Source organism: Pantoea sp. JKS000250 (assembly GCF_003201065.1).
GTDB lineage: Bacteria > Pseudomonadota > Gammaproteobacteria > Enterobacterales > Enterobacteriaceae > Pantoea > Pantoea vagans.
This window is the reverse complement of record NZ_QICZ01000001.1, coordinates 3,669,420-3,693,903: the sequence shown is the minus strand read 5'-3', so window position 1 is coordinate 3,693,903 and position 24,484 is coordinate 3,669,420. Positions and strand designations below refer to the sequence as shown.

Annotated in this window: 25 protein-coding genes, 2 tRNA genes and 1 pseudogene; 16 read left to right on the top strand and 12 right to left on the bottom strand. The window is 55.1% G+C overall.

Annotated elements, in window-relative coordinates:
• Positions 1 to 62 precede the first annotated feature (62 nt).
• A complete protein-coding gene (sdiA, locus tag BY447_RS17455) occupies positions 63 to 785 on the bottom strand; it encodes a transcriptional regulator SdiA (protein WP_095707412.1) in 723 nt (240 codons plus the stop codon).
• A gap of 1,184 nt (positions 786 to 1,969) precedes the next feature.
• Positions 1,970 to 2,665, bottom strand: coding sequence for an extensin family protein (locus BY447_RS17450; protein ID WP_110331662.1), 696 nt, complete (start codon positions 2,663 to 2,665; stop codon positions 1,970 to 1,972).
• Positions 2,666 to 2,951: 286 nt separating this feature from the next.
• Between BY447_RS17450 and cycA the strand changes: the two genes are divergently transcribed.
• The gene (gene cycA, locus BY447_RS17445) at positions 2,952 to 4,346 is read left to right on the top strand and encodes a D-serine/D-alanine/glycine transporter (RefSeq protein WP_110331661.1); all 1,395 of its coding nucleotides are present in this window, start codon (positions 2,952 to 2,954) and stop codon (positions 4,344 to 4,346) included.
• A 45-nt stretch (positions 4,347 to 4,391) separates the two neighbouring features.
• On the opposite strand, the gene BY447_RS17440 is transcribed toward cycA, so the two are convergent.
• Together BY447_RS17440 and rutR are read right to left on the bottom strand one after the other, a co-directional pair.
• Entirely contained in the window at positions 4,392 to 5,366 is a 975-nt protein-coding gene (locus BY447_RS17440; RefSeq protein ID WP_110331660.1) for a metal-dependent hydrolase, read from the bottom strand.
• Positions 5,367 to 5,404: 38 nt separating this feature from the next.
• Positions 5,405 to 6,040 carry an HTH-type transcriptional regulator RutR gene (gene rutR / locus BY447_RS17435; protein WP_013357377.1) on the bottom strand — a complete coding sequence of 212 codons (636 nt, stop codon included), beginning with the start codon at positions 6,038 to 6,040 and terminating at the stop codon, positions 5,405 to 5,407.
• 306 nt (positions 6,041 to 6,346) lie between these two features.
• Here rutR and rutA point away from each other — a divergent pair, with 306 nt between their 5' ends.
• Genes rutA through rutG form a run of 6 tightly spaced genes read left to right on the top strand, consistent with a single transcriptional unit; the run spans position 6,347 to position 11,283 of the window.
• On the top strand, positions 6,347 to 7,438 hold the full coding sequence (gene rutA / locus BY447_RS17430) for a pyrimidine utilization protein A (RefSeq protein ID WP_110331659.1): 1,092 nt from the start codon (positions 6,347 to 6,349) through the stop codon (positions 7,436 to 7,438).
• Positions 7,438 to 8,151 carry a pyrimidine utilization protein B gene (gene rutB, locus BY447_RS17425; RefSeq protein WP_033732201.1) on the top strand — a complete coding sequence of 238 codons (714 nt, stop codon included), beginning with the start codon at positions 7,438 to 7,440 and terminating at the stop codon, positions 8,149 to 8,151. The genes rutA and rutB overlap by 1 nt, the downstream gene beginning before the upstream one ends.
• 20 nt (positions 8,152 to 8,171) lie before the next feature.
• Entirely contained in the window at positions 8,172 to 8,567 is a 396-nt protein-coding gene (rutC, locus tag BY447_RS17420) for a pyrimidine utilization protein C (protein ID WP_110331658.1), read from the top strand.
• The gene (gene rutD, locus BY447_RS17415; RefSeq protein ID WP_110331657.1) at positions 8,567 to 9,376 is read left to right on the top strand and encodes a pyrimidine utilization protein D; all 810 of its coding nucleotides are present in this window, start codon (positions 8,567 to 8,569) and stop codon (positions 9,374 to 9,376) included. The genes rutC and rutD overlap by 1 nt, the downstream gene beginning before the upstream one ends.
• Before the next feature lie 19 nt (positions 9,377 to 9,395).
• Positions 9,396 to 9,908 carry an NADH-dependent FMN reductase RutF gene (rutF, locus tag BY447_RS17410; RefSeq protein WP_033782556.1) on the top strand — a complete coding sequence of 171 codons (513 nt, stop codon included), beginning with the start codon at positions 9,396 to 9,398 and terminating at the stop codon, positions 9,906 to 9,908.
• Positions 9,909 to 9,957: 49 nt separating this feature from the next.
• On the top strand, positions 9,958 to 11,283 hold the full coding sequence (gene rutG / locus BY447_RS17405) for a pyrimidine utilization transport protein G (RefSeq protein WP_013357372.1): 1,326 nt from the start codon (positions 9,958 to 9,960) through the stop codon (positions 11,281 to 11,283).
• Here rutG and BY447_RS17400 read toward each other — a convergent pair whose 3' ends face one another.
• Positions 11,284 to 12,198, bottom strand: a complete 915-nt coding sequence (locus BY447_RS17400; protein ID WP_110331656.1) for a DMT family transporter — start codon at positions 12,196 to 12,198, stop codon at positions 11,284 to 11,286.
• Positions 12,199 to 12,294: 96 nt separating this feature from the next.
• A complete protein-coding gene (locus BY447_RS17395; protein ID WP_013357370.1) occupies positions 12,295 to 12,468 on the bottom strand; it encodes a general stress protein in 174 nt (57 codons plus the stop codon).
• A gap of 301 nt (positions 12,469 to 12,769) precedes the next feature.
• Between BY447_RS17395 and wrbA the strand changes: the two genes are divergently transcribed.
• The 3 genes and pseudogenes from wrbA (at position 12,770) to BY447_RS17380 (ending at position 15,046) form a co-directional block, all read left to right on the top strand.
• Entirely contained in the window at positions 12,770 to 13,369 is a 600-nt protein-coding gene (wrbA, locus tag BY447_RS17390) for an NAD(P)H:quinone oxidoreductase (RefSeq protein ID WP_033732193.1), read from the top strand.
• A 20-nt stretch (positions 13,370 to 13,389) separates the two neighbouring features.
• Positions 13,390 to 13,620, top strand: a complete 231-nt coding sequence (locus tag BY447_RS17385) for a YccJ family protein (protein WP_003850006.1) — start codon at positions 13,390 to 13,392, stop codon at positions 13,618 to 13,620.
• 52 nt (positions 13,621 to 13,672) lie between these two features.
• Positions 13,673 to 15,046 (top strand): annotated as a pseudogene (locus tag BY447_RS17380) (NAD-dependent succinate-semialdehyde dehydrogenase).
• A 65-nt stretch (positions 15,047 to 15,111) separates the two neighbouring features.
• On the opposite strand, the gene agp reads toward BY447_RS17380, so the two are convergent.
• The 3 genes from agp to BY447_RS17365 all read right to left on the bottom strand — a co-directional run bounded on the left by agp (position 15,112) and on the right by BY447_RS17365 (position 17,344).
• Entirely contained in the window at positions 15,112 to 16,830 is a 1,719-nt protein-coding gene (agp, locus tag BY447_RS17375; RefSeq protein ID WP_199226935.1) for a bifunctional glucose-1-phosphatase/inositol phosphatase, read from the bottom strand.
• 271 nt (positions 16,831 to 17,101) lie between these two features.
• Positions 17,102 to 17,189: transfer RNA gene (locus BY447_RS17370), tRNA-Ser, on the bottom strand.
• Positions 17,190 to 17,256: 67 nt separating this feature from the next.
• A tRNA-Ser gene (locus BY447_RS17365) sits at positions 17,257 to 17,344 on the bottom strand.
• 235 nt (positions 17,345 to 17,579) lie between these two features.
• Here BY447_RS17365 and yccA point away from each other — a divergent pair.
• Both yccA and tusE read left to right on the top strand, forming a co-directional pair.
• Entirely contained in the window at positions 17,580 to 18,233 is a 654-nt protein-coding gene (gene yccA, locus BY447_RS17360; RefSeq protein WP_110331654.1) for an FtsH protease modulator YccA, read from the top strand.
• A gap of 105 nt (positions 18,234 to 18,338) precedes the next feature.
• Positions 18,339 to 18,665 carry a sulfurtransferase TusE gene (gene tusE / locus BY447_RS17355; RefSeq protein WP_033732189.1) on the top strand — a complete coding sequence of 109 codons (327 nt, stop codon included), beginning with the start codon at positions 18,339 to 18,341 and terminating at the stop codon, positions 18,663 to 18,665.
• Here the strand turns inward: tusE and yccX are convergent, their stop codons facing one another.
• Positions 18,666 to 18,944, bottom strand: a complete 279-nt coding sequence (gene yccX, locus BY447_RS17350; RefSeq protein WP_110331653.1) for an acylphosphatase — start codon at positions 18,942 to 18,944, stop codon at positions 18,666 to 18,668. It lies immediately after the preceding gene.
• An 85-nt stretch (positions 18,945 to 19,029) separates the two neighbouring features.
• On the opposite strand from yccX, the gene rlmI reads away from it, so the two are divergent.
• Entirely contained in the window at positions 19,030 to 20,220 is a 1,191-nt protein-coding gene (gene rlmI / locus BY447_RS17345; protein WP_110331652.1) for a 23S rRNA (cytosine(1962)-C(5))-methyltransferase RlmI, read from the top strand.
• 57 nt (positions 20,221 to 20,277) lie between these two features.
• Positions 20,278 to 20,595, top strand: coding sequence for a heat shock protein HspQ (gene hspQ, locus BY447_RS17340; RefSeq protein WP_013357363.1), 318 nt, complete (start codon positions 20,278 to 20,280; stop codon positions 20,593 to 20,595).
• A 34-nt stretch (positions 20,596 to 20,629) separates the two neighbouring features.
• On the opposite strand, the gene BY447_RS17335 is transcribed toward hspQ, so the two are convergent.
• Positions 20,630 to 21,043 (bottom strand): CoA-binding protein, encoded by a 414-nt coding sequence (locus BY447_RS17335; protein WP_033732185.1) that lies wholly within the window; start codon positions 21,041 to 21,043, stop codon positions 20,630 to 20,632.
• A 175-nt stretch (positions 21,044 to 21,218) separates the two neighbouring features.
• On the opposite strand from BY447_RS17335, the gene BY447_RS17330 reads away from it, so the two are divergent.
• Positions 21,219 to 21,860, top strand: coding sequence for a DUF2057 family protein (locus tag BY447_RS17330; RefSeq protein WP_110331651.1), 642 nt, complete (start codon positions 21,219 to 21,221; stop codon positions 21,858 to 21,860).
• A gap of 69 nt (positions 21,861 to 21,929) precedes the next feature.
• A complete protein-coding gene (gene mgsA / locus BY447_RS17325) occupies positions 21,930 to 22,388 on the top strand; it encodes a methylglyoxal synthase (RefSeq protein WP_033782546.1) in 459 nt (152 codons plus the stop codon).
• A 1-nt stretch (position 22,389) separates the two neighbouring features.
• On the opposite strand, the gene helD is transcribed toward mgsA, so the two are convergent.
• Positions 22,390 to 24,444 carry a DNA helicase IV gene (gene helD / locus BY447_RS17320; protein ID WP_110331650.1) on the bottom strand — a complete coding sequence of 685 codons (2,055 nt, stop codon included), beginning with the start codon at positions 24,442 to 24,444 and terminating at the stop codon, positions 22,390 to 22,392.
• Positions 24,445 to 24,484 lie beyond the last annotated feature (40 nt).

The following is a 24,484-nucleotide window of genomic DNA, read 5'->3' as shown; positions in this document are numbered from 1 at the left end:
CGGCGCAGGGTAGACAACAGACCTGTACAAAGGAACTGCCAAATGTAGCAGTTGTATTATGTTCAAATCAGTCCGATTGCCGCTGCGTAGCAGGCAATCTGCGTTTTATTGGAAACATTGAAACGCTTTTGCATATTTTTTTGGTGAAAGTTAACGGTATGTTCAGAGATGGATAAAATAAGTGAAATTTCGACCGCCGTTTTTCCTTCGGCTGTCCATTTCAGAATTTCCAGCTCGCGCTGACTAAACGCTTTTTTTAGTACCATCATTGCATCATCGCTAAAGCGCTCCAGCGTATCCAGGCTTAGTTCCGCTAAAAGGTGTAGTTTCACCTCCAGCTCAGCATGGCGGAGCTGGACAGAAATGGGCTGTTGCGATGATATAGATAATATACCAATGACGCGATTTGGTGCCATTGCGGAGCAAGAAAATCCGCTCTGCAGCCCATATTCTCTCGCCTCATGCCAAAGATTGCCGGCGTCAGTGAACTGTTCCTCAATCCAGGCCATCCCTCTTCCCGGTCGCTGACACAATGTAAGCACCGGATCGACAGCGTAATAATTCTGCTTCTCATAACGTTTAACCCATAATTTGGGATAAGTGCTATGTAAATGAATACGCGGCCGGGTAAATGGCACCGGATGCTGAATCAAAAAGGCAAAATAATCGAAGCCCAGTGATTCAGTAAACTGTTGCAATAACGTCTTCAACTCAAAAGAAGCCGTTAATGCCTGAAATTTCTCTTTCACCTCACTTCGCCAGGCGAAATAGTTTTCAGTACTCATATTACCTCAGCGTTAATTTCACTCGCCCTTCCGGTATTATTCATTCGGATTCATCGGATAAATTAAATTAACAGCAGAAAATTATTTATCGTTGAGGTGAATCCCTCACCCTCTGCAGCGCATAAGGTCCTTCACCGTTATGACGGAGTAAAAAAATGCCCCTGCCCCTGTAACGTAAGGCCGGCCACAGCAATTTCAATCACCCCAGGAGAATAAGATTTTTCTGATAGAAATTCAATCCCTGCCGATGAATTGAATTTCATCTCAGTAACTGGAGAGCTGCTGGAAATATTAAATCGTCTACAAGACATTGAGTAAATAATGCGTAAACAAAGCGTTAATTACATCTCAATAAGCGAAGCGGCAGCGGAAAACTGCTGACATATTTTTTATCAGGAAATAAGCTCTGCTCTTCAGGCGATGCCGCATTCCTGTGATGAGTCCCCCTACACAGCAGCACGCGCCTCACAATCCGGAAAAGCTAACGGGTTCACGGACTGTACCTGCGACCTCTCAATGCTGATTCTGCTCCTCTTGCCGTTGCTGCCCGACAGGCGTAACGAAGGGCTGAGTAATAACAAAATTCTGCGAAAATCCTGCCCGATTGCGTCGACTAGCGGACGAGTGGACCCGCTCAGCCTTTAAGCAGTTTTTTAGACTGCGAATAATCTGAACCAAAAGCGGTGCATTAAAAAATCAGCTTTATTTATCTTCTGCCTGAACGCAATACGTGGCTTAGATCACTATTTATGCTGACAGTACGTTATGGCAGCAATACGCTCAACCCTGACTCTATTTTAGTCATGAAAATCACTTTACCGATAGTCACGCAACTAAATCACTGAAAAAAATTGCAACGGGTAAATTCCCGATTGTTATTTGATGCTGCATGCTTTATCGATGCAATTAATTTCTCTTAATTCACTTTTCAGCATCGTGAATTAATTTCATCCTGACGTTGCTGGCACTGTTCAGATGAGACGACGAAATTTTAATTCTGACTGCATTGATGAGCACTTTTCTTTTGTAATTGATGGACCTGAAAAAGGCTGCCTGATCAGCCTCCTGATTTGCTGCTGGTTCATTGTCAGGTGTGGCCGCGCTGGCAATGATAACTGGAGTGGTTTTTCCCTTACCGGCTGTTTAATTCTTAATCAAACACGGTATTAATCCTGCCTGATGATTTATCGGCAGTAGCCGGCGCCACGCATACCCAGATGAAAATGTGAGGCATGCGCGGCGTTGTAGTCCGGCCCCAGCACATTGCCGAATACGTCACAGCCACCCCGCCATAGCGTGTGCAGCATAGCCGCTTTCTCTTCTGGCTGTTGCCAGTGACGACTGACCTCAAGCCGCTGGCCATCATCCAGCTGGAAGCCGGTCACATCCCAGGCATCGGCGGTGGCATGCTCACTGAGCCGCCCCTCTGCGCGGTGATAAATATTACGACAGGCATAGCTGCCAACATGAGTAATTCGTACCAGTGGACTATGCATATCCCGGGCGATCTGGTCCCGACTGCGCAGGGCATACATGGTGCTGGCGACCGCCATTGGACAGCTGGCGAGAAAACTGCTGCTGAGGCTGACCGGGCCAAATTTCTGAATTCGCAGCGGATGGCCGATCGGACAGTTGCCTGTGACGGCCGGACGCTCGCTGAAACTCACCCAGCCCGCCTGTTGGGCACGACGCATCACCGCCAGACATGCGTCGGGATCCTGGGTCAGCCTTTTCATCTTTATCTGCGTCATCCAGCCAGGGGGATCGGTGACGGAGAGTGCTGTAAAGGGATTGAACTGCGGCGGGAGATGCTGCTTAAGCCAGGGTAAGCTGACCCATCCCAGCGCAATTAACAGCAGAAACAGGATAAGCGTACGCATAATTCCCTTTGCAGCATAATGATTAATAACTAAAAAGTGTAGAAGCACATTCCGCTTCATGCCGTCTGCCTGACAAAACGTGATGAATAATTACCCAGACTGACGCAGGATTGAACGAAACCGTCCGTTATTACGGCTTACGGAGCGTCAGGCTTCACAATTGATAAAAAAGCGTTACCCGATTCCGGCCCTCTTCCTCTATCTTATGCCCACTCGCCCTCTGGGCAAACGCGTTTACTAACAGCCAGCAGAGCTGACACAACATCAAGACAGGAAAGACAATTCTATGGTTGATCAATCTAAAGAAACCGCACGCGCCCACGACGCGCCCGACAAGCTACAGCGCAACCTGCATAATCGCCATATTCAGCTGATCGCCATAGGGGGTGCTATCGGTACCGGCCTCTTTATGGGTTCCGGTAAAACCATCAGTCTGGCCGGGCCCTCGATCATTTTCGTCTATATGATCATCGGCTTTATGCTGTTCTTCGTGATGCGCGCCATGGGCGAGTTGCTGCTCTCTAACCTTGAGTACAAGTCTTTCAGCGATTTTGCCGCGGATCTGCTTGGGCCGTGGGCAGGCTATTTTACGGGCTGGACTTACTGGTTCTGCTGGGTGGTAACCGGCATCGCTGACGTCGTGGCCATCAGCGCCTATTTCCAGCTCTGGTTTCCGGGCTTCTCGATCTGGATGAGCGCCCTGCTCTGCGTGGTGGTTTTTCTGGCACTGAACATCGCCACGGTTAAGCTGTTTGGTGAGATGGAGTTCTGGTTCGCGATAATCAAAATCGTCGCCATTGTCGCGCTGATCGTCACCGGGATTGTACTGGTCTCGATTCACTACCCTTCACCCGGCGGTGGCACCGCGGCGCTGAGCAACATCTGGGATCACGGCGGGATGTTCCCGAAAGGACTCAGCGGCTTCTTTGCCGGATTCCAGATTGCGGTGTTTGCCTTTGTCGGCATTGAACTGGTCGGAACGGCAGCGGCTGAAACCCACGATCCACATAAAGTCTTACCGCGCGCGATTAACGCGATTCCGCTGCGCGTCATTATGTTTTATGTGCTGGCGCTGATGGTGATTATGGCGGTGACGCCGTGGACCCAGGTCATGGCCGACCGCAGCCCGTTTGTTGAGATGTTCGTGCTGATTGGCCTGCCTGCTGCGGCGAGTATCGTTAACTTTGTGGTGCTGACCTCTGCTGCCTCTTCAGCCAACAGCGGCATCTTCTCCACCAGCCGTATGCTCTATGGCCTGTCGCAGCAGGGCGTCGCGAGCCGTGCGTTTGGTCGTCTCTCTGCCCGAGCGGTCCCGACTACCGGCCTGTTCTTCTCCTGCCTGTGTCTGCTGCTCGGTGTGGCGTTGATCTACCTGATCCCGGATGTGATGAAGGTCTTTACGCTGGTGACTACCATTTCAGCCATTCTGTTTATGTTCGTCTGGACCATCATTCTGTGCAGCTATCTGGCTTACCGTAAAAAGCATCCTGAGCGCCATGCCAAATCGGCCTTTAAGATGCCACTGGGCAAATTCATGTGCTGGGTCTGCATGGCATTCTTTGCGTTTGTGCTGGTGCTGCTGACGCTGCAGGAAGATACACGCCAGGCGCTGATGGTCACGCCACTCTGGTTTGCGCTGTTGGGTGTGGGCTGGACGTTGCGTCATCGCCGCAGCCGCTAATCGCTGACGGCATGTAAAAAGCCCGGTCACCTGACCGGGCTTTTTTTACAGCCGTTCACCCAGCGCAGAGAAAATGGCGGACAACGTGGGGCGTTCATAAGGTAAGCGCTGCGGCCGCGAATCGGGCTGCTGAGGCGTGCCCAGTCCAAAGGTGAAGGTATAGTTATCGCCTTCGCCCATGCGCAGGTCGGCTATCGTGGTCTGCCCATCCTGCTCGCGCAAAGCGTAGAAGCCGTGGCTGAACCAGGCGACACGTTCTGCATACCAGCTGCCCCGGAAGGCGTCGAACAGTTCAGGATGTCGCGGATACCACGCCACATGCAGCGGACGCGAGGGCGACAACAGCGACCAGTAGGCTTCGCCGTAGCGATCCGGCGTGATGATCACACTGCGCCAGACCAGCGTATTAAAGGCAGTGGGCGTCACCAGAACTTTATTGGCCGCAATGCCCTGCGCCGTCAGCGAATCACGAATCTGCCAGCCTGCGACGCCCTGAATCACCACACTCCAGACCAGATAAAGCGTACTCAGTGCCAGGCCGATCCGGTTCCCACGCATGCCTTTGTCACCACGACGCCACAACGCCACACCCAGCCCTATCAGCAACGGCAGCGTATAGAGGGGATCGACGATATAAATACTGCCAATGGCATAGGGATAATCGGTGACTGGCAGACCAAGCTGGGTGCCGTACACCGTCATTAAATCAAGCAGCGGATGGGTAATCAGCGCCAGCCAGATCGCGGGCCACCACACCGCCCACTTCACCCGCTGACGAAAGAGTTCTGCAATCCCCCATGCCATCAGAGGTGAGATCAGCGTAAGCCAGAGCAGCGCATGTGTTTCCGTGCGATGCAGCGTCATGTTGCGTATCGCATCACCATGGTCAATAAACACATCCAGATCGGGTAAGGTGCCGCAGACGCCACCCACCAGCACAGCCTGCCAGATCGGCACCCGACGTCCCATCACCGCCACGCTGACCGAAGCACCCAACACCAACTGCGAAACAGAATCCATTGATTCACTCCGTCACCGAACTGTGAATGTGTCCTGAATTAGCGTACGCGAATCCCTTCAATGATCATGCGCTGGACGTTTTCGACGGTCTGATCGAAAAACGCCGGATCGCTGAGCGTCTGACCAGTCACGGCCTCAACCTGGGTGGCAAAGTCGGCGTAATGTTGCGTGGTGGCCCACAGCATAAAGATCAGGTGCTGTGGCTGTACGCCCGCCAGCCGTCCTTCATCAATCCAGCGTTCAATAATAGCCGCTTTGTCATCCACCAGTTGCTTGAGATCGCCCGCCAGTTCCCCTTTCAGCAAGGGTGCGCCCTGCAGCATCTCCAGGCAGAACAGCCGGGAAGCCTGAGGATGATCGCGTGACACTTCCAGCTTTAGCCGGATGTAACGCCGGATGGCCACCAGCGGATCCTGATCGTGCGCCAGCGCGCGCAATGGTGCCAGCCAGACATCCAGAATCTGTTTCAGCACCGCCACGTAGAGCACTTCTTTAGAGGGAAAATAGTAGAGCAGGTTGGTTTTAGAGACATCGGCCAGCTCGGCCACCTTATCAAGGCTGGTGCCGTGAATACCAAACTGTGAGAAGAAGGTTAACGCCGCTTCCAGTATGGCAGCCCGCTTCGCTGCCACCGCACGCGAACGACGCGTTGGCTTTTTTTCATCGCTATTCACACGTTTACCTCATCCTTCTGGTGTCAGCGCATCATAGCAAAGGGATGAGTCGCTGCCCAATCCGCGCCCTGCACCTTTTTTGCTCAGCCTGCATGCAAAATGTGCAGTGAATTTTGACCAGATGGTCCGAAATGGACCAGTTACTCCACTTGCCTCTTCCGGGTTAATTTTAACTGTTTGTTATTTATAACAATAAAAAATGTGGCACACCATTTGCAGAATTGTAACTGAGCGCAGCTTATACGGACGTAGCAGGATGCAGTGCAGCGCGTGAAACACCTTTCCCCCATCACAACGAGGTTTCACATGAAGATAGGCGTCTTTATTCCGATTGGTAACAATGGCTGGCTGATTTCGTCCAACGCGCCGCAGTACATGCCGACCTTTGAACTGAACAAAGCCATCGTGCTGAAAGCAGAGCATTACCACTTCGACTTTGCGCTCTCGATGATCAAACTGCGCGGCTTCGGCGGAAAAACAGAGTTCTGGGATCATAACCTGGAGTCATTCACCCTGATGGCGGGCCTGGCGGCCGTCACCTCACGCATCGAAATCTACGCCACCGCGGCCACCCTGACGCTGCCTCCGGCGATTGTGGCGCGCATGGCATCCACGATTGATTCCATTTCAGGCGGTCGTTTCGGCGTTAATCTGGTGACCGGCTGGCAGAAACCCGAATATGAGCAGATGGGAATGTGGCCGGGCGACGAGTACTTCGGCAGCCGTTATTCTTATCTGACCGAGTACGTTACCGTGCTGCGCGACCTGTGGGGCACCGGAAAATCGGACTTCAAAGGTGAGTTCTTCACGATGAATGACTGCCGCGTCAGCCCACAGCCGCAGCGTGCGATGAAGGTGATCTGCGCCGGACAGAGCGATGCCGGTATGGCCTTCTCCGCTCAGCACGCCGATTACAACTTCTGCTTCGGCAAAGGGGTGAATACGCCTGCTGCGTTCAGTTCGACTTCAATTCGCATGAAGCAGGCCGCCGAAAAAGCGGGCCGTGATGTCGGCTCCTATGTGCTGTTTATGATCATTGCCGCCGAAACAGATGAAGAGGCACGGGCTAAGTGGGAACACTACAAAGCCGGTGCGGATGAAGAGGCGCTCTCGTGGCTCACTACCCAGAGTCAGCAGGACACTAAATCAGGCAGCGACGCCAATGTGCGTCAGATGGCGGATCCGACCTCAGCCGTCAATATCAATATGGGCACCCTGGTAGGTTCGTACGCCAATGTAGCGCGGATGCTGGATGAAGTGGCGCAGGTCGAAGGCACGCACGGCGTGCTGCTGACCTTTGATGATTTCCTGGAAGGTATTGAGAACTTCGGTCAGCACATTCAGCCACTGATGGCCTGTCGCAGCGCCCTGCTCGACGCACAGCAGGAGGTGGCATGATGAATACCGTTTATTGTGCCCACACGCCGGATGTTCCACAGGTTGAACTGCCTGCTCGTCCTGAGCCAATCGCCTTTCCGCCAGGCCAGACGGCACTGATTGTCGTGGATATGCAGAACGCCTACGCCACCGAAGGGGGTTACCTCGACCTGGCGGGCTTCGATGTTTCCGCGACGAAACCGGTGATTGCAAAGATCCATCAGGCGGTAACGGCGGCGCGTGCGGCCGGCGTGCAGATCATCTGGTTCCAGAATGGCTGGGACAGTGACTACGTTGAAGCCGGTGATGCCGGTTCCCCCAACTTCCACAAATCGAATGCGCTGAAAACCATGCGTAAACGGCCCGAACTGCAGGGCTCGCTGCTGTCGAAAGGCGGCTGGGATTACGCGCTGGTCGATGAGCTGGTGCCACAGGCCGGTGACATCGTACTGCCAAAATCGCGTTACAGCGGCTTCTACAACACCCCGCTCGACAGCATGCTGCGCAGTCGCGGGATCCGTCATCTGATTTTCACCGGCATCGCCACCAACGTCTGTGTGGAATCGACGCTGCGTGACGGCTTCTTTCTGGAGTACTTCGGCGTGGTGCTGGAAGACGCCACTTATCAGGCTGGCCCGCCCTTTGCTCAGCAGGCGGCGCTGTTCAATATCGAAACCTTTTTTGGCTGGGTATCGGATGTCGATACCTTCTGCGAAAGCCTGAATGCCCGCTAACCCACGAAGAGGACGTCGTTATGCCGAAAAGTATTATTGTGCCGCCAGGCACCACCACACCCATCGCCCCGTTTGTCCCCGGCACGCTGGCGGATGGTGTGGTCTATGTCTCGGGTACGCTGCCGTTTGATGGTGACAACAACGTGGTCCATGTCGGTGATGCCGCCGCGCAGACCCGTCACGTGCTGGAAACGATTAAAAAGGTGATTGAGACCGCCGGTGGCACGATGGCCGATGTGACATTTAACTCGATCTTTATCACCGACTGGTCGAATTACGCCGTGGTGAATCAGGTTTACGCCGAATACTTTCCCGGTGAAAAGCCTGCCCGCTTCTGCATTCAGTGCGGCCTGGTCAAGCCTGACGCGCTGATTGAAATCGCCAGCGTGGCGCATATCGGCAAGCCGGAGGTCTGATGCAGCTCGATATTCTGGGTCTTCAGAATCCTGAGGCACCGACGCTGGTGCTCTCTTCCGGTCTGGGCGGCGTGGCGGGTTTCTGGCAGCCACAGCTGGCGACGCTGACGGCACGCTATCGGGTCGTGCTCTATGACCAGCGCGGCACCGGTCGCAGCGCGGACAGCTTACCGGAAGGCTATAGCATGGCGATGATGGCGGCAGAGCTGGCCGACGCGCTGGCGCAACACGGCATCCTGCGCTTCAGCGTGATCGGTCACGCGCTGGGCGGTCTGATGGGGATGCAGCTGGCGCTGGATTATCCGGATCGGATCGAACGGATCGTGGTGATCAACGGCTGGCTGACGCTGCATCAGCATACCCGTCGCTGCTTTCAGGTCCGGCAGGATCTGCTGCTCAATGTCGGCGTCGAGGCCTTCGTCCGTGCTCAGCCGCTGTTTCTCTATCCTGCTGAATGGATGGCAGAGCATCAGATACGGCTGGAGCAGGAAGATAGCCATCATGTGACGCATTTTCAGGGGATGGAAAACCTGATGCGACGACTGCACGCCCTGATGAGCGCTGACTTCAGCGCACGGGCTGCCGCCATTCCACAACCGGTGCTGGTCATCGCCAGCCAGGACGATCTGCTGGTGCCATGGAGCTGCTCAGTGGCGCTGGCCGGGGCGCTTCCGAACGCCACTGAAAAGATGATGGCCTGGGGTGGCCACGCCATGAGCGTCACCGACCCCGAAAAATTTAATGCCCTGCTGCTGCAGTGGCTGGATCAGACGGATGACGTGCAGCCGCTGCAGCGCGTCGCAGGATAACCCTTTCGTGGAGAACACTATGAGCCTGGAAACCCTTACCCCAGCCGTTGAGAAAACTGAATTTCGTCATGCGATGTCGCGGCTGGGTGCGGCGGTCAACATCATCACCACAGAAGGTCCGGCCGGACGTGCAGGCTTTACCGCCTCGGCGGTGTGCAGCGTCACCGATTCGCCGCCGACGCTGCTGGTCTGCCTTAACCGTTCTGCCTCAGTTTATCCGGTGTTTCGCGACAACATGCAGCTTTGCGTCAATACGCTGGCGGCGGGACACGAAGCGCTCTCTACTCTTTTCGGCGGGAAAACGACGATGGCCGAGCGGTTTAGTGCCGCTGAGTGGTCGACGGCCGTCACCGGCTCGCCGGTACTGAGCGGCGCGGTTGCCTCCTTTGACTGCCGCATTACGCAGACTGTCAGCGTCGGTACGCATGACACCCTGTTCTGTGAAGTCGTGGGCATAGTGCGAAATGATGATACCCATGGCCTTATGTGGTTTGACCGGGGCTACCATCCCCTGTTGCGGCAGGATGCCTGATCACTCTTCCCTGAAACTTACCGGCATTCATCACGCTCTGGAGTAGACGATGGCACGATCCTGGTTTCCGCAATGGCAAAAGAAGTCGGCACTGACAGAAAACGGCATTATCGCCCCGGATGAAACACTGCCGCTGGGGCAGACGCTGGTGCTGGGTTTGCAGCATGCGGTGGCGATGTTTGGCGCAACGGTGCTGATGCCGCTGCTGATGGGGCTGGATCCCAATCTGGCGATTCTGGTCTCGGGTATTGGCACCCTGCTGTTCTTCTTTATCACCGGTGGTCGCGTGCCCAGCTATCTCGGGTCGAGCGCCGCCTTTGTTGGCGTAGTGATTGCGGTGACCGGCTTCAGTGGTCAGGGACTGAATCCCAACCTCAGCGTGGCGCTGGGCGGCGTGATCGCCTGCGGCCTGCTCTACACGCTGATTGGGCTGGTGGTCATGAAGTCAGGCACGCGCTGGATTGAAAATTTGATGCCGCCGGTAGTGACCGGTGCGGTGGTGATGGCGATCGGGCTGAATCTGGCACCGATTGCGGTTCATAGCGTCTCCGCCTCTTCCTTCGACAGCTGGGTTGCGGTGATGACCGTGCTCTGTATCGGTCTGGTTGCCGTGTTTACCCGCGGGATGGTACAGCGCCTGCTGATTCTGGTCGGCCTGATTCTGGCCTGGGCGATCTATGCGCTGCTGACCAATGTTCTGGGACTGGGCAAGCCGGTCGATTTTACCCTGCTGTCACAGGCAGCCTGGTTTGGCCTGCCGCACACCACCGCACCGACCTTTGATCTGCAGGCAATGGTACTGATCGCCCCGGTGGCGATCATTCTGGTGGCGGAAAATCTGGGACACCTGAAAGCCGTGGCGGGCATGACCGGCCGTAACCTCGATCCTTACATGGGACGTGCCTTTGTGGGCGATGGACTGGCCACGATGCTTTCCGGCTCGATGGGCGGCAGTGGCGTAACCACCTATGCCGAGAATATTGGGGTGATGGCCGTGACTAAGGTCTACTCCACGCTGGCGTTTGTCGCTGCAGCCATCATTGCCATCCTCGCCGGTTTCTCACCGAAGTTTGGTGCGCTGATCCACACCATTCCGGCTCCGGTGATTGGCGGCGCATCCATTGTGGTCTTCGGGCTGATTGCGGTGGCGGGCGCACGCATCTGGGTGCAGAACCATGTCGATTTAGGTCAGAACAGTAATCTGATTATGGTCGCCACCACTTTGGTGCTCGGCGCAGGGGATTTCGCGCTGAAGATCGGCTCTTTCACGCTGGGCGGGATCGGTACTGCCACCTTTGGCGCGATTATCCTCAATGCCATTCTGCGCCGTCGCAGCGCGCAGCAGGACAAACCGCTGGCGCGACAGCAGGGTTAATTACTCCAGCGGTGTGGCAGCTGGCTGCACCGCTTTTTTCCGTTTCAGCCGCAGCTCACTGACGATCACGCCGCAGACGATCAGCGCCCCACCCAGCAACGCCAGCGCAGGCAGGCGCTCACCGGCAATACGCCCCACGACGCCCGCCCAGACAGGTTCTCCGGCATAGATTACCGTGGCGCGGGTTGGCGAAACGCTGCGTTGCGCCCAGTTCATGGTGACCTGAATCAGTGCGCTGGCCGCGCCCAGCCCCAGCGCGCTGAGCAGCAGCGGCGTTGAGATTACAGGCACCGTTTCCCCATTGGGGATCATCAGCACAAAGGCACACAGCGACGCCACCGCCAGCTGGATTAGCGTCACGCGGCGTACATCAACCTGACCGGCATAGCGGCTGATTAAGATGATCTCGGCGGCAATCGCCAGGGTGCTGAGCAGCGTGGCTATTTCACCTGCATTCAGGTTGATGCGGCCATCCTGCGGTCCGGCCACCAGCAACAAGCCGGTAAATGCCAGCACAATCCCCAGCCACGACATCAATCCCGGAGGACGGCGTAAAAACAGCCACTGCAGCAGCGGCACCACCGGAACATAAAGCGCAGTAAGAAACGCAGACTGGCTGCTGGAGATAGTCTGCATGCCCCAGGTCTGAAGACCATAACCCCCGGCGATAGACAGGCCGATCAGCGTACCCGCTTTCACCTCCAGCCAGGTCATGCTGGCCAGATAACGGCGGAAAAACAGGGCCAGCAGCAGCGCGGCGGTGGCGAAACGCAGTCCGACAAAGAAGAACGGGCCGGAATGCTGCATCGCACGATGCACCACCAGGAAGGTGCCGCCCCAGATCATGGTGATAAAAAGTAATACCAGCTCCTGCCGCGTCAGGCGCAGGGTAAAACCGCGAGGTGTGTCCGACATAATTCACCTGATGATGTGTCCGGACGATATTGTGGTGAGAGCGAGGGGGAAAAGCAACGGCGTTAACCGCCGGCCTTAACCGGCGGCAGAGTGGGTTTATGCGTCCGCTTTTTTAGGACTGCTGCGCCCGCCCTTCTCACCGGCGCGCGCGGCGCGCTGCGGATCGTTTTTGAAATTACCGCCGCTGTTTTTTCCTCCTTTACGCCCCGCTTCTGCGGCACGTTCACGGTTCTCAGCAAAATTACCTGAACCTCCACGATGTGTTGTCATGATTAGCTCCTGTCGCGTAGTGCGATAAATAAGAATGAAATAGCGGAGAGCTGACGGCCTTAAGCCTGAGTTCAACTCATGCTTAAATAATAGCCAGATTCTTCTTTTACTCGCCCGACAGTCACATTTAGCAACAGAGTAATCACCAGCAATTTGATTAAACAACGAACATTCTGCCGACTTACAACCGATTAGCTGCGGATTTATTGCCCGACTGGCTCGTCCCCGTTTCCGTATTGCCTGCGTAAAACGAAAGCTCTTCTATACTTTTTCTGGACGTCAAAACCACCTGGAGAGATTTATGGCCAAAATTCTGGTGCTCTATTACTCGATGTACGGACATATTGAAACGATGGCGAACGCGGTTGCAGAAGGCGCTCGTCGGGTTCCCGGCGCGGAAGTGGATATCCTGCGGGTACCAGAAACGATGGAGGCCGATCGCTTTGCACAGGTAGGCGGCAAAACCAATCAGCAGGCAGCAGAAGCGACGCCTGAGGTACTGCCGCAGTATGACGCGATTATCGTCGGCACCCCGACCCGCTTTGGCAATATGTCCGGACAGATGCGGACGTTCTGGGACCGCACCGGCGGTCTCTGGGCGTCAGGCGCGCTGTTTGGCAAGGTTGCGAGCGTCTTTACCTCAACCGGCACCGGCGGCGGTCAGGAACAGACCATTACCTCGGTCTGGACCACGCTGGCGCATCACGGCATGGTCATTGTGCCTATCGGCTACGGCACCAAAGAGCTGTTCGATATTTCTCAGGTTCGCGGTGGCACGCCTTATGGTGCGACCACGCTGGCGGGCGGCGATGGTTCGCGTCAGCCGACAGAAGCGGAACTGAATATTGCCCGTTTCCAGGGTGAACATGTTGCCGGACTGACAGTGAAACTGCAGGACTGATTTAAACAAAGGAGAAAAGTATGTCTACTGAACAATCGAAAGCACACCACGTTGGCGAGTGGGCCAGTCTGCGTCATACCTCCCCTGAAATTGCCGAGGCCATTTTCGAAGTGGCGAATTACGATGAGAGACTGGCAGAAGAGATCTGGCGTCAGCAAGGCAGCGATGACGTGCTGATTCGTGCCTTTGAAAAAACCGATAAAGATCTCCTGACCTGGGATGACAAGCCCGTAGAACGTAAGAACGTCTGATTCAGTGGCGGGACCTTCCCGCCCTCATTTTTAGCTCACCAAGGAGTACGCTATGTCTTCCTATCAAAGCATTAATCCCGCCAATAACCAGTTGCTGAAAAGCTGGCCGTCGCATGATGAGGCCGCTGTCAGCCATGCCCTGGACGTTGCCGATCGCCTGTTTCATTCATCATGGAGCAAAGGTGAGATCCAGCCACGTCTGCAGGTACTGAAAAAACTGGCTGACCTGATTGATAGCCGCGCGGAAGAACTGGCCACCATCGCCAGTAAAGAGATGGGGAAACTGATTGGTCAGAGCCGTGGCGAAGTGAAAATCTGTTCACAGATTGCCCGCTACTACGCAGAGAATGCAGAACGTATTCTTCAGCCGCAGTCCTATCCCAGCGAGCTGGGCGAAGCCTGGGTTGAGTATCATCCGATTGGCGTGTTAGTCGCCGTCGAGCCGTGGAACTTCCCTTACTATCAGCTGATGCGCGTGCTGGCCCCTAACCTGGCGCTGGGTAACCCGGTGCTGGCGAAACATGCCAATATCGTGCCGCACTGTGCCGATGTCTTTGAAAAGCTGGTACGTGAAGCGGGTGCACCTGAAGGTGCCTGGACTAACCTGTTCATCTCAACCGATCAGGTCGCCGATCTGATTGCTGACGACCGGGTTCAGGGTGTTGCTCTGACTGGTTCCGAGCGCGCAGGCAGCGCCGTGGCTGAGCAGGCCGGTAAGCATCTTAAGAAATCGACGCTGGAACTGGGCGGCAATGACGTGTTTGTGGTGCTGGACGATGCCGATCTTGACGAAGCCGTCCGCCAGGGCGTGCAGGCGCGTCTCAGCAACTGCGGCCAGGTCTGTACCGCCGCAAAACGTTTTATTCTGCATGAGAAGATTGCCAATCGCTTTATCAGCCAGTTCAGTGCCGCGCTGAGTGCCGCCACGCTGGGCGATCCGCTGGATGAGAAAACCACGCTTGGCCCGCTCTCTTCCGCTGACGCACGCGACCGTCTGGTGAAACAGGTAGACGAAGCGGTGGCTAATGGCGCAAAACTGGTGACAGGCGGTAAAGCCGTTGACGGTGAAGGTTGCTTCTATCAGCCCACCATTCTGACCGGCATTACCCCGGATAATCCTGCCTATTATCAGGAGTTCTTCGGCCCGGTGGCGCAGGTTTATGTCGTGGGTGATGATTAGGCGGCTGTGGCGCTGGCGAACGACTCGCACTATGGTCTGGGTGGATCGGTCTGGACTCGTGATATTGCACGCGGTCGTAAACTGGCGTCTGCCATTGAAACCGGCATGGTGTTTATCAACTCCCAGAGCGATACCTCTGCTGAGCTGCCATTTGGTGGTGTGAAACGTTCAGGCTATGGCCGTGAGCTTTCTGATCTTGGCATCAAAGAGTTTGCTAACCAGAAGCTGGTGGTCGTGGCGGGTTAATCGTCCTGCAGCCATAAAAAAACCCCGTCGCGACGGGGTTTTTTATTATCGGCCGGAAAGCGTAATTACTGTGTGGCCACAGCTGCTGACGTTGAATTGTCATTGTGTGCCGTTGCAGGCGCGTTCGCGGCGTCAGCTTTGTCAGTCGTGGCTTTATTGTCACTGGCTGATTCTGCTGCATTGTCGGCTTTTGCTTTCTCAGCGGCGGCTTTTTCTTCTGCTGCTGCTTTGTCAGCTTTTGCCTTTTCAGCCGCGGCTTTATCAGCTGCAGCCTTATCCGCTTTTGCCTTTTCTGCTTTTGCTTTTTCTGCAGCAGCTTTATCGGCTGCGGCTTTGTCCGCTTTCGCTTTTTCAGCTGCGGCTTTGTCCGCCTCTGACTTCTCAGCGGCAGCTTTATCTGCGTCAGATTTCTCTTTGGCTGCGGTCGTTTTGTCCGCTTCAGCTTTATCGGCTGCAGCATCCTGCGTCGCGGCGGCTTTCGCACTGTCATCGTCAGCCTGAGCTGCCGGTTGTGGTGCCGCAGCAGGCTGCATCGGTGTACCCTGCAGTGCCGCATTCAGCACCTGAGAGAACTGATCCCAGCTGCAATAGCCATTCGCATCGGCCTCACAACCCGCCAGCTGCAGCGTCACGCGCTTCGGTGGGTTCTTCAGGCTCAGTACATCCGCATTGCGCAGCTGATCGGCGGTCTGATAAACATACTCCACCTTGAGCAGGTCTTTATCGTTTTTCGCATCATGCCAGCGTTCGAAAACAACCTGACCGCCAATTGGCGTTTTTTCATAGGTGTCAGGCAGCTCATAAGGCTTGACCTGTAACGCACTCAGCAGCGAGGCGATGTTCGAGTCATGGCCGACCATCAGCGTAATTTTCGGCGCGTTGGCTTTGTCCTGATCCACTAACTGACTGCGGATGTAATCCACCAGCGGTGCTGCCACTTCACGGGAAACGTCCGGACTGGTAAACAGCGTGTCCTGATAACCATTTTTAATCGCTGACAGCTCTTTCCACTGTTCAGGCGTTTTGATCTGGCCCCAGGCAACCTGGTCCAGCGGGAAACCTTCGTAATATTGCAGCGTAAAGGCATCCATCAGCGAATTACCCACTTTCAGCGGGCCACTGACCGTTGGCTCTTTACCGTTTTCAGCGCTGAAGGTGTTCTGACCACTGCTGAGGTCGCACTGCTTTTTATTGTTACAGGCAGGCGAAGCTTTGTAGTCGACAATCTTTTCCAGCCGCTGGAAGGCGGGCTTCAGTGACAGTTTCTCATTGGCGGCGGCCATGGCGGCCAGCGCTTTTTTATTGAAGGCTTCACTGTCATCGGTGATGACGGGATTGAATACGGGATCCATGGCGCCCATTTCATCCTGATGCGTGACGGCAACGTCACAGCCAGGGAAGGCACCATTCACGAAGAACTGCGCGGTAGCGACAGTGCGCTGCAGGCTGTTCGCGTAAACAAAGACGTTATTGCTGTCAGGGCAGCTGCCGTTCTTCACCAGGCCCTGCTGTGCCAGCCACTGACGGGTGTAGTTACCCATGTAGACTTCCAGCACGCCACCTTTGGTGGTCAGCTGTCCGCCGGGAACATCCCACTGCGGCCAGCTCTTTTTGGTCGACTGCTCCAGCACGCTGCCATTATCGGCCAGCGGCGCACGCAGATTGTGACGGCTTAACATCAGCACCTGTTGCAGCTGCATATCGCCATCAGCAGCAAATGCTACCGTTCCGACCGGCAATGCAGCGAGCACTGACAATGCGCAAAGACTCAGTTTCTTGATCATTGTGCCTATTCCATTCATTCAGTAAAGAAACACTCTGGCTATCAACCGATTAGCTCGCCTCAGAGCGATGTATTTAACAGTGTAACTCAGCTCGCCTCAGAAAAGCGCCAGATGTTTGCAAAAACAGTGAGTGGACTATAGCAGAGATGCATCGGGCAGATGAATGCGCAGCCACGCGTCATCTGAAGAGGCGTGCTTTTTTCGGACTGGAGGAAAAAACAGGGATGGCAGAAACGAAACAGGCCAGCACTATGTGCTGGCCTGTAAAATGTGGCGGAGGAGGAGAGATTCGAACTCTCGGATGGTTTCCCATCGGCGGTTTTCAAGACCGCTGCCTTAAGCCGCTCGGCCACCCCTCCGTTTTGAAACGGTACTGCTTCGGTAAACTTACTGATTTTACCGCTTTATTGCCCGTGGCAGATAAAGTGGCGGAGGAGGAGAGATTCGAACTCTCGGATGGTTTCCCATCGGCGGTTTTCAAGACCGCTGCCTTAAGCCGCTCGGCCACCCCTCCGCAATGACGCGCACTATAAACATCCCGTTTAGCGATGTAAAGCGTCTATCTGTTTATTCGCCTGAAAAACAGCCAGATTGTGATTTTTCGCTGTGAAAATCGCCACTCTGCTCAAACAATTAGCAGAATAGCGCGTAAAGAAGGGTAAAACGCCTTTTCCCTCTTTAATGGCCTGCGTATTCTCGGCACATATTTAGTGTTCTGCTGATTAGTGTTCTGCTTAAAGGAGCGCAACATGGAAAGAATTGTCACCTCATCGCAGTCCTCACTGCTGTCAACGCACAGAGTTCTGCGTAATACCTATTTTCTGCTGGGACTGACCCTGGCCTTTTCCGCGATGACGGCGACAGCCAGTACCCTTCTGGCCCTGCCTGCGCCGGGTCTGATTCTGATGCTGGTCGGCTTTTATGGCTTGATGTTTTTAACCTACCGTCTGGCGAACAGCCCGATGGGTATTCTGGCCGCGTTTGCGTTTACCGGCTTCCTGGGATATTGCCTGGGTCCTATCCTGAGTTCATTCCTGACCGCAGGCATGGGCGACGTGATAGCGCTGGCACTGGGCGGTACGGCGCTGGTGTTCTTCTGCTGTTCTGCCTACGTGCTGACGACCCGTCGTGACATGTCCTTCCTGGGCGGCATGATGATGGCTGGCTTTGTGGTGCTGCTGGTGGCGGTGGTCGCGAATATCTTCCTGCAGCTGCCTGCGCTGCATCTGGCTATCAGCGCCCTGTTCATCCTGTTCTCCGCAGGTGCCATTTTGTGGGAAACCAGCAACATCATTCATGGTGGCGAAACCAACTACATTCGGGCGACGGTCAGCCTCTATGTTTCGCTCTATAACATCTTCGTCAGCCTGCTGAGCCTGCTGGGTTTTGCCCGCAGCAACTAACCAGCAGTGACAGTCAGCCTGTAAAACCCCGCTTCGGCGGGGTTTTTGCTTTTACTGTCCGCCAGGTTTGCTAAACTGCGCCGTCATTTATAGAGAGGACGTCACGTGAATTTTAACGGTAACGAAATCGCCGTCGATGCCGAAGGCTATCTGAAGAGTATCGACGACTGGAGTGAGGCGCTGGCGGCGCACATCGCGGAACAGGAAGGGCTTACCATGACTGAAGCACACTGGGAAGTGGTCCATTTCGTGCGCGCCTTTTATCTGGAATTTAACACCTCACCTGCCGTGCGGATGCTGGTAAAGGCAATGGCACAGAAGTATGGGGAAGAGAAAGGCAACAGCCGCTACCTGTTTCGCCTCTTCCCGGAAGGCCCCGCTAAACAGGCGACGAAAATCGCCGGTCTGCCTAAACCGGCGAAATGCCTGTAGTTAACCGGTTTTAAAATCGCGGGGCGGTTCTGCGGGCTGGTGTGGCTCCACCAGCACCTTATCCACGCGCGCACTGCGGGGTCCGCCCGCTTTAAGCCAGGCAATCAGTGCCTCGACCTGCTCCGCCTCGCCCCAGGCCAGCACCTCAACGCAGCCGTCATCCAGATTTCGCGCGTAGCCCAGTACGCCCAGGGTTCTGGCTTCGGCCTGCGTACTGTAACGAAACCCGACGCCCTGGACGCGGCCATGAACCCATGCTTTAAAACAGGCTGCTGACATTATTCTCTCCTGCTGCTGTTCGTTGCAATTTCCCGTTATCCACCGGACAATGGCGCCTCATTTTTTCAGGTAAGCATAGCAAACTATGACAGTCAGATTGATTCTCGCAAAGGGACGTGAAAAGTCCCTGCTCCGTCGCCATCCATGGGTCTTTTCAGGTGCCGTTGCACGTCTGGAAGGTAAAGCGCAACTGGGTGAAACCATTGACGTGTGTGACAGCAACGGTAAATGGCTGGCGCGTGCCGCTTATTCGCCCGAGTCGCAGATCCGCGCCCGCGTCTGGAGCTGGCAGGCCAATGAATCCATCGATATCGCCTTCTTTGTGCGCCGTTTTGAACAGGCGCAACAGTGGCGCAAATGGCTGGCGGCCCGCGATGGTCTGGATAGCTATCGCCTGATCGCTGGTGAATCAGATGGTTTACCGGGCGTCACCATCGATCGCTTTGGCAACTTTTTAGTGCTTCAGCTGCTCTCGGCAGGCGCGGAATATCAGCGCGCGGCGATCATCACTGCCCTGCAACAGTGCTTCCCTGATTGTGCCATCTATGACCGGTCTGACGTCGCTGTGCGTAAGAAAGAGGGGCTGGAGCTGACGCAGGGCACCGTCACCGGTGAACTGCCCCCGCCACTGCTGCCGATTACCGAGCATGGCATGAAGCTGCTGGTTGATATCCAGGGCGGCCACAAAACCGGTTATTACCTCGATCAGCGTGACAGCCGTCTTGCCACGCGTCGTTACGCGCAGGATGCCCGCGTGCTTAACTGCTTCTCTTATACCGGCGGGTTCGCAGTTTCTGCGCTGATGGGCGGCAGTAAAGAAGTGATCAGCGTCGATACCTCACAGGAAGCGCTGGACGTTGCCCGTCAGAACGTTGAACTGAATGAGCTGGATCTTTCCCGTGCACGCTTTGAGCGTGATGATGTGTTCAAACTGCTGCGCCGCTACCGTGACAGCGGTGAGAAATTTGATCTGATCATTATGGATCCGCCAAAGTTCGTCGAAAACAAAAGCCAGTTAATGGGTGCCTGTCGCGGCTATAAAGACATCAATATGCTTGCCATTCAGCTGCTGAACCCAGGTGGCGTGCTGCTGACTTTCTCCTGTTCCGGTCTGATGGCCACCGATCTGTTCCAGAAGATCATCGCCGATGCGGCGCTGGATGCGGGCCGCGAAGTGCAGTTTATTGAGCAGTTCCGGCAGGCAGCAGATCATCCGGTCATCGCCAGCTATCCGGAAGGTCTCTATCTGAAAGGTTTCGCCTGCCGCGTGATGTGACTTGAAAAATCAGCTCCTGCCCCCATATTGGAAAGAGAGCTTTTTTCGGAGGTCACTATGATTGCCAGTAAATTTGGTATTGGTCAGCAGGTTCGTCATCGTTTGTCCGGCGTTCTGGGCGTTATTGTGGATGTCGATCCTGAATACTCGTTAGATGAGCCTAAAATTGAAGAGGTTGGCGCGGAAGAGAAAATGCGCACTGCGCCCTGGTACCATGTGGTGATGGAAGATGAGGAAGGCGATCAGGTGCATACCTATGTTGCCGAAATTCAGCTTTCTGGTGAAACCAGCATTGAGCATCCTGAGCAGCCATCAATGGATGAGCTGGCAGCATCAGTACGTCAGCAATTACAGGCACCTCATCTGCGGCATTAATCTGTGGCGGCACGCTCTGCCGCCACGCTAATTTTTAACGCGTTATCCCCAGACGCGGAATCTCAATCTTCGGGCAGCGATCCATAATCACCGTCATGCCTGCATCCTGTGCCAGTACCGCCGCCTGCTCATTAATCACACCCAGCTGCAGCCACAATGTTTTTGCCCCTGCGGCAATGGCTTCCTGCGCCACGCCCCACGCGGCTTCTGAATTTCGAAAGACATCTACCATATCAATCTCGCCCGGTACTTCCGCCAGGCTGGCGTAAGCCTGCTGTCCCAGCAGGGTTTGGCCGGCCAGTTTTGGGCTGACCGGGATCACCTCATAGCCCTGATCGAGCAGATATTTCATCACACCATAACTGGGACGGTCGGGACGATCGCTTGCCCCTACTAAGGCGATACGTTGGGTGCGCGTCAGCACATCGCGAATTGTCTGGTCGTTCATCTTTATCTCCTTTCAGGTCAGTGTTGAGTGTAGTTTGGCGCATGCTTTAACCGTTAAGTCCCTGACGAAATTAATTGAACCCGCGCACGAATAAATATGTTTAAATGTAAATTAACTGCCATAATGTAAGAATTTGCTACACATCATCATTGCGTCACCACTTACCGGAGTTGAAATGAAGCTGTCGCTGGCCGTAACGGGGTTACTTACACTCCTTGTTTCGGCGTCCTGTTCTGCCATCACATTAAAGCTCGATCCCCAAATCGATCTGTTGGTGCTGGATGGTCGAAAAATTTCAGGCTCGCTCCTCAAAGGAGCAGATAGCTTAGAGCTGGATCGCGGTCAGCATCAGTTTCTGTTCCGGGTAGAGCAGCAGCGCAAAGGGCAGAAAGAGAGTGTGATCGCTTATCAGTCTGCGCCGATGATCGTCACCTTTACTGCCGTGGCCAAAACCATCACCATCCGGTTGCCTGCGCTGGAGACAAAACGTGAGCGTTATCATTTTGACCGCAGTCTGAATTTTCAGCTGGTGGATGAGAAAGGCAATGAGATCACCAGCGTGCGTGACCACCTGCCGGCCACCGCGACAGCGGATATGGAAAAAGCGATGCTGAGTTACAATCGCACCCATCAGATTGCCTCTGTACCCCGGTTTGCAAATTCCGCTTCTGCTACGCCCTCTTCTTCCCGCCTCACCGCCGATCTGGACTGGACAACCCAGGCCGAACTGCATTCGCTGCATCGCTGGTTTCACCGCTTCGATGAAGCTACGCGTCAGCAATTTCTGACACTGGTCAAAATGCTGCGTACGAGTTGATAGCATTAAAGGGCCAGAGGTAAACTCGTGCTTTCTCTTCTTGCGCATGAGCCTTATCAGGACGCTTTTATGGAACAGACCTTTCGTACCCTTGGCACCACAAAACATATTGCGCTGGTCGCCCATGACCACTGCAAAACTGCCCTGCTTGACTGGGTTAAACAAAACCAGCCCGCACTTGAACCACACATCCTCTATGCGACCGGCACCACCGGAAATCTGATCAATCGTCATACCGGTCTGAATGTGACAGCCATGCTGAGCGGCCCGATGGGTGGCGATCAGCAGGTCGGCGCGCTGATCTCGGAAGGAAAAATTGATGTGCTGATTTTTTTCTGGGATCCGCTCAACGCCGTGCCGCACGATCCGGATGTGAAAGCTCTGCTGCGTCTGGCGACCGTCTGGAATATCCCGGTCGCCACGAACCGCTCCACAGCGGATTTTATTATTCAGTCGCCACTGTTTGCGCAAAACGTTGAGATTATGATCCCCGACTATCAGCGCTATCTGGCCGATCGTCTGAAATAACTCAGGCTTTACGCAGTACGGATACGCCCAGTTCGCGGAAGTGATCGACAAACGAGGACGGCGCGGCCTTATCAAACATCAGAAAGACCTGCTGACGCGCGCGCGTCAGCGCCACATAGGCCAGACGGCGCTCTTCCGCATCCGGAAATGCTTCGGGCTGTGGTAACAGGCCCTGTTCGATAATCGACTCGCGTACTTCCGCCGGGAAGCCCTCTTTACCCTGCTGCAATCCCACCAGAATAACGTAATCCGCCTGCTGACCTTTGCTGGCATGGATTGTCATAAATTCCAGATTAAGTTTCGGCCAGCGGGTTCTGGCTTTATCCAGTAATTCCGGTCGCAGATAGTGATAGCGCGCCAGTAGCAGAATCCGCTCATCAGGCTTCGCGTAACCGCTGAGTTTGTTGAGCAGGGCTTCCAGCTGATCCTCCGCCAGCAGCGAAATCGACTTTTTATTGCCCTTGGTGACGCTGTTCAGCGGTTTTGCCAGCTGCTGCGGATTCTGCTGGATAAACCGGTTAGCAATGTCACCAATGCGGTCGTTAAAGCGGTAGGTGGTGTCCAGCACGCACCGATCGCCCTCACCGAAGTAATGATGAAATGCGGTGGTCAGCGTCATCTCTGCACCACTGAAGCGATAAATAGCCTGCCAGTCATCGCCAACCGCAAACAGCGCGGTGCGCTTATTTTGCTGGCGTAGTGCGCTGAGCAATGCGGCACGTTGAGGCGAGATATCCTGGAATTCATCCACCAGAATGTGTTTCCACGGACTGATAAACCGTCCTTTTTCCAGAATCGCAATGGCCTGGTGAATCAGTCCTGAAAAATCGACCGCGCCCTCCTCTTTCAGCGCGCTTTTCCACGCTTTCAGCAGGGGTGCCATCAGTTTGATGCGTTTACTGAAGTGATCCCGAATCTCTACCGGCACATCTGCGATCATGGCCGCCTGTGCGCCGCCATGCATGCGCATCAGACCGAGCCAGCGCTCCAGACGTGACGCCAGCCGGTTTGCCAGCCTCTCGTCCTCCCAGAATGGCCCTTCCGGTACCTCCCACTCCAGTTCGTCACGGAGCCACTGACGCCAGCCGTTTGCCATCGCCTTTTTCTCATGGCACTGCTGCCGCCACTCCCTGAGTAGCAGCGTACGACGCGCATCCGCATCGCTCTCGAGCTTACTGATAACCGGCTGCTTATTGCTGCCTTCACGAATAATATGCAGAGCCAGAGAATGGAAAGTCCGTGCCTGGATGTCACCCGCAGAGAGCCGGGACTGAATACGTGCGTTCATCTCTTCAGCCGCCTGGCGGCCAAACGCCAGCAACAGAATTTGATCGGCGCTGGCCAGTCTGCGCTCCATTAACCAGCCTGCACGGGCCACCAGCACAGAGGTTTTACCGCTGCCCGCACCGGCCAGCACCAGCAGAGAATCCTCGCCATTAACCACCGCCTCACACTGCGACTGATTGAGTGGTGTGCTCTCGACGCTGGCGAAGAACGACTGATAGCGGGTCAGCATGGCGGCAGTCCAGTCGCGGTTTCGCTGCCTCAGGGCCGACTCACCCTGATCCAGCCAGCGCTGGCAAAATGCCAGATTATCGCGGCAGTCAGGAAAATCGTTTAAGCGGGTGAGCGGCATCGGTAACGCGTCGAACTGTTTGAGAATCTTTGTCTTCAGCGCCTGCAGCTCGTGGCGATTCAGCCAGCGATCCTGCGCGCTAAACGTTCCGATTTCGTCGCGCAGTGACTGGAGCACCTCGCGGCACACCGCACTCATCTCCAGACTCCAGTTCTGCCAGGCCTGCAGCAGATAGTGATGAAAGCGCTGCGTCTCCTGCCATTCCGTTCCGTGCAGCCGGACCACCTTTTCATCGGCCAGCAAAAATTCCAGCTCGCCCCATACCAGCCCGCGCTTGCAGGCAATATCCAGTAACTGGTTAAAGGGGATCAGATACTCATGCTTATCGCCACTGACTTCGACACCCGCTGTCAGCAGACGAACACGGTTATAAGGATGCTGGGCAAGCCGTTTGCCCATTGAGGTTGCTTTCAGTTCCACGCCGACACCAACGTCAGATAACAGGATTAGGGGGAGTTTA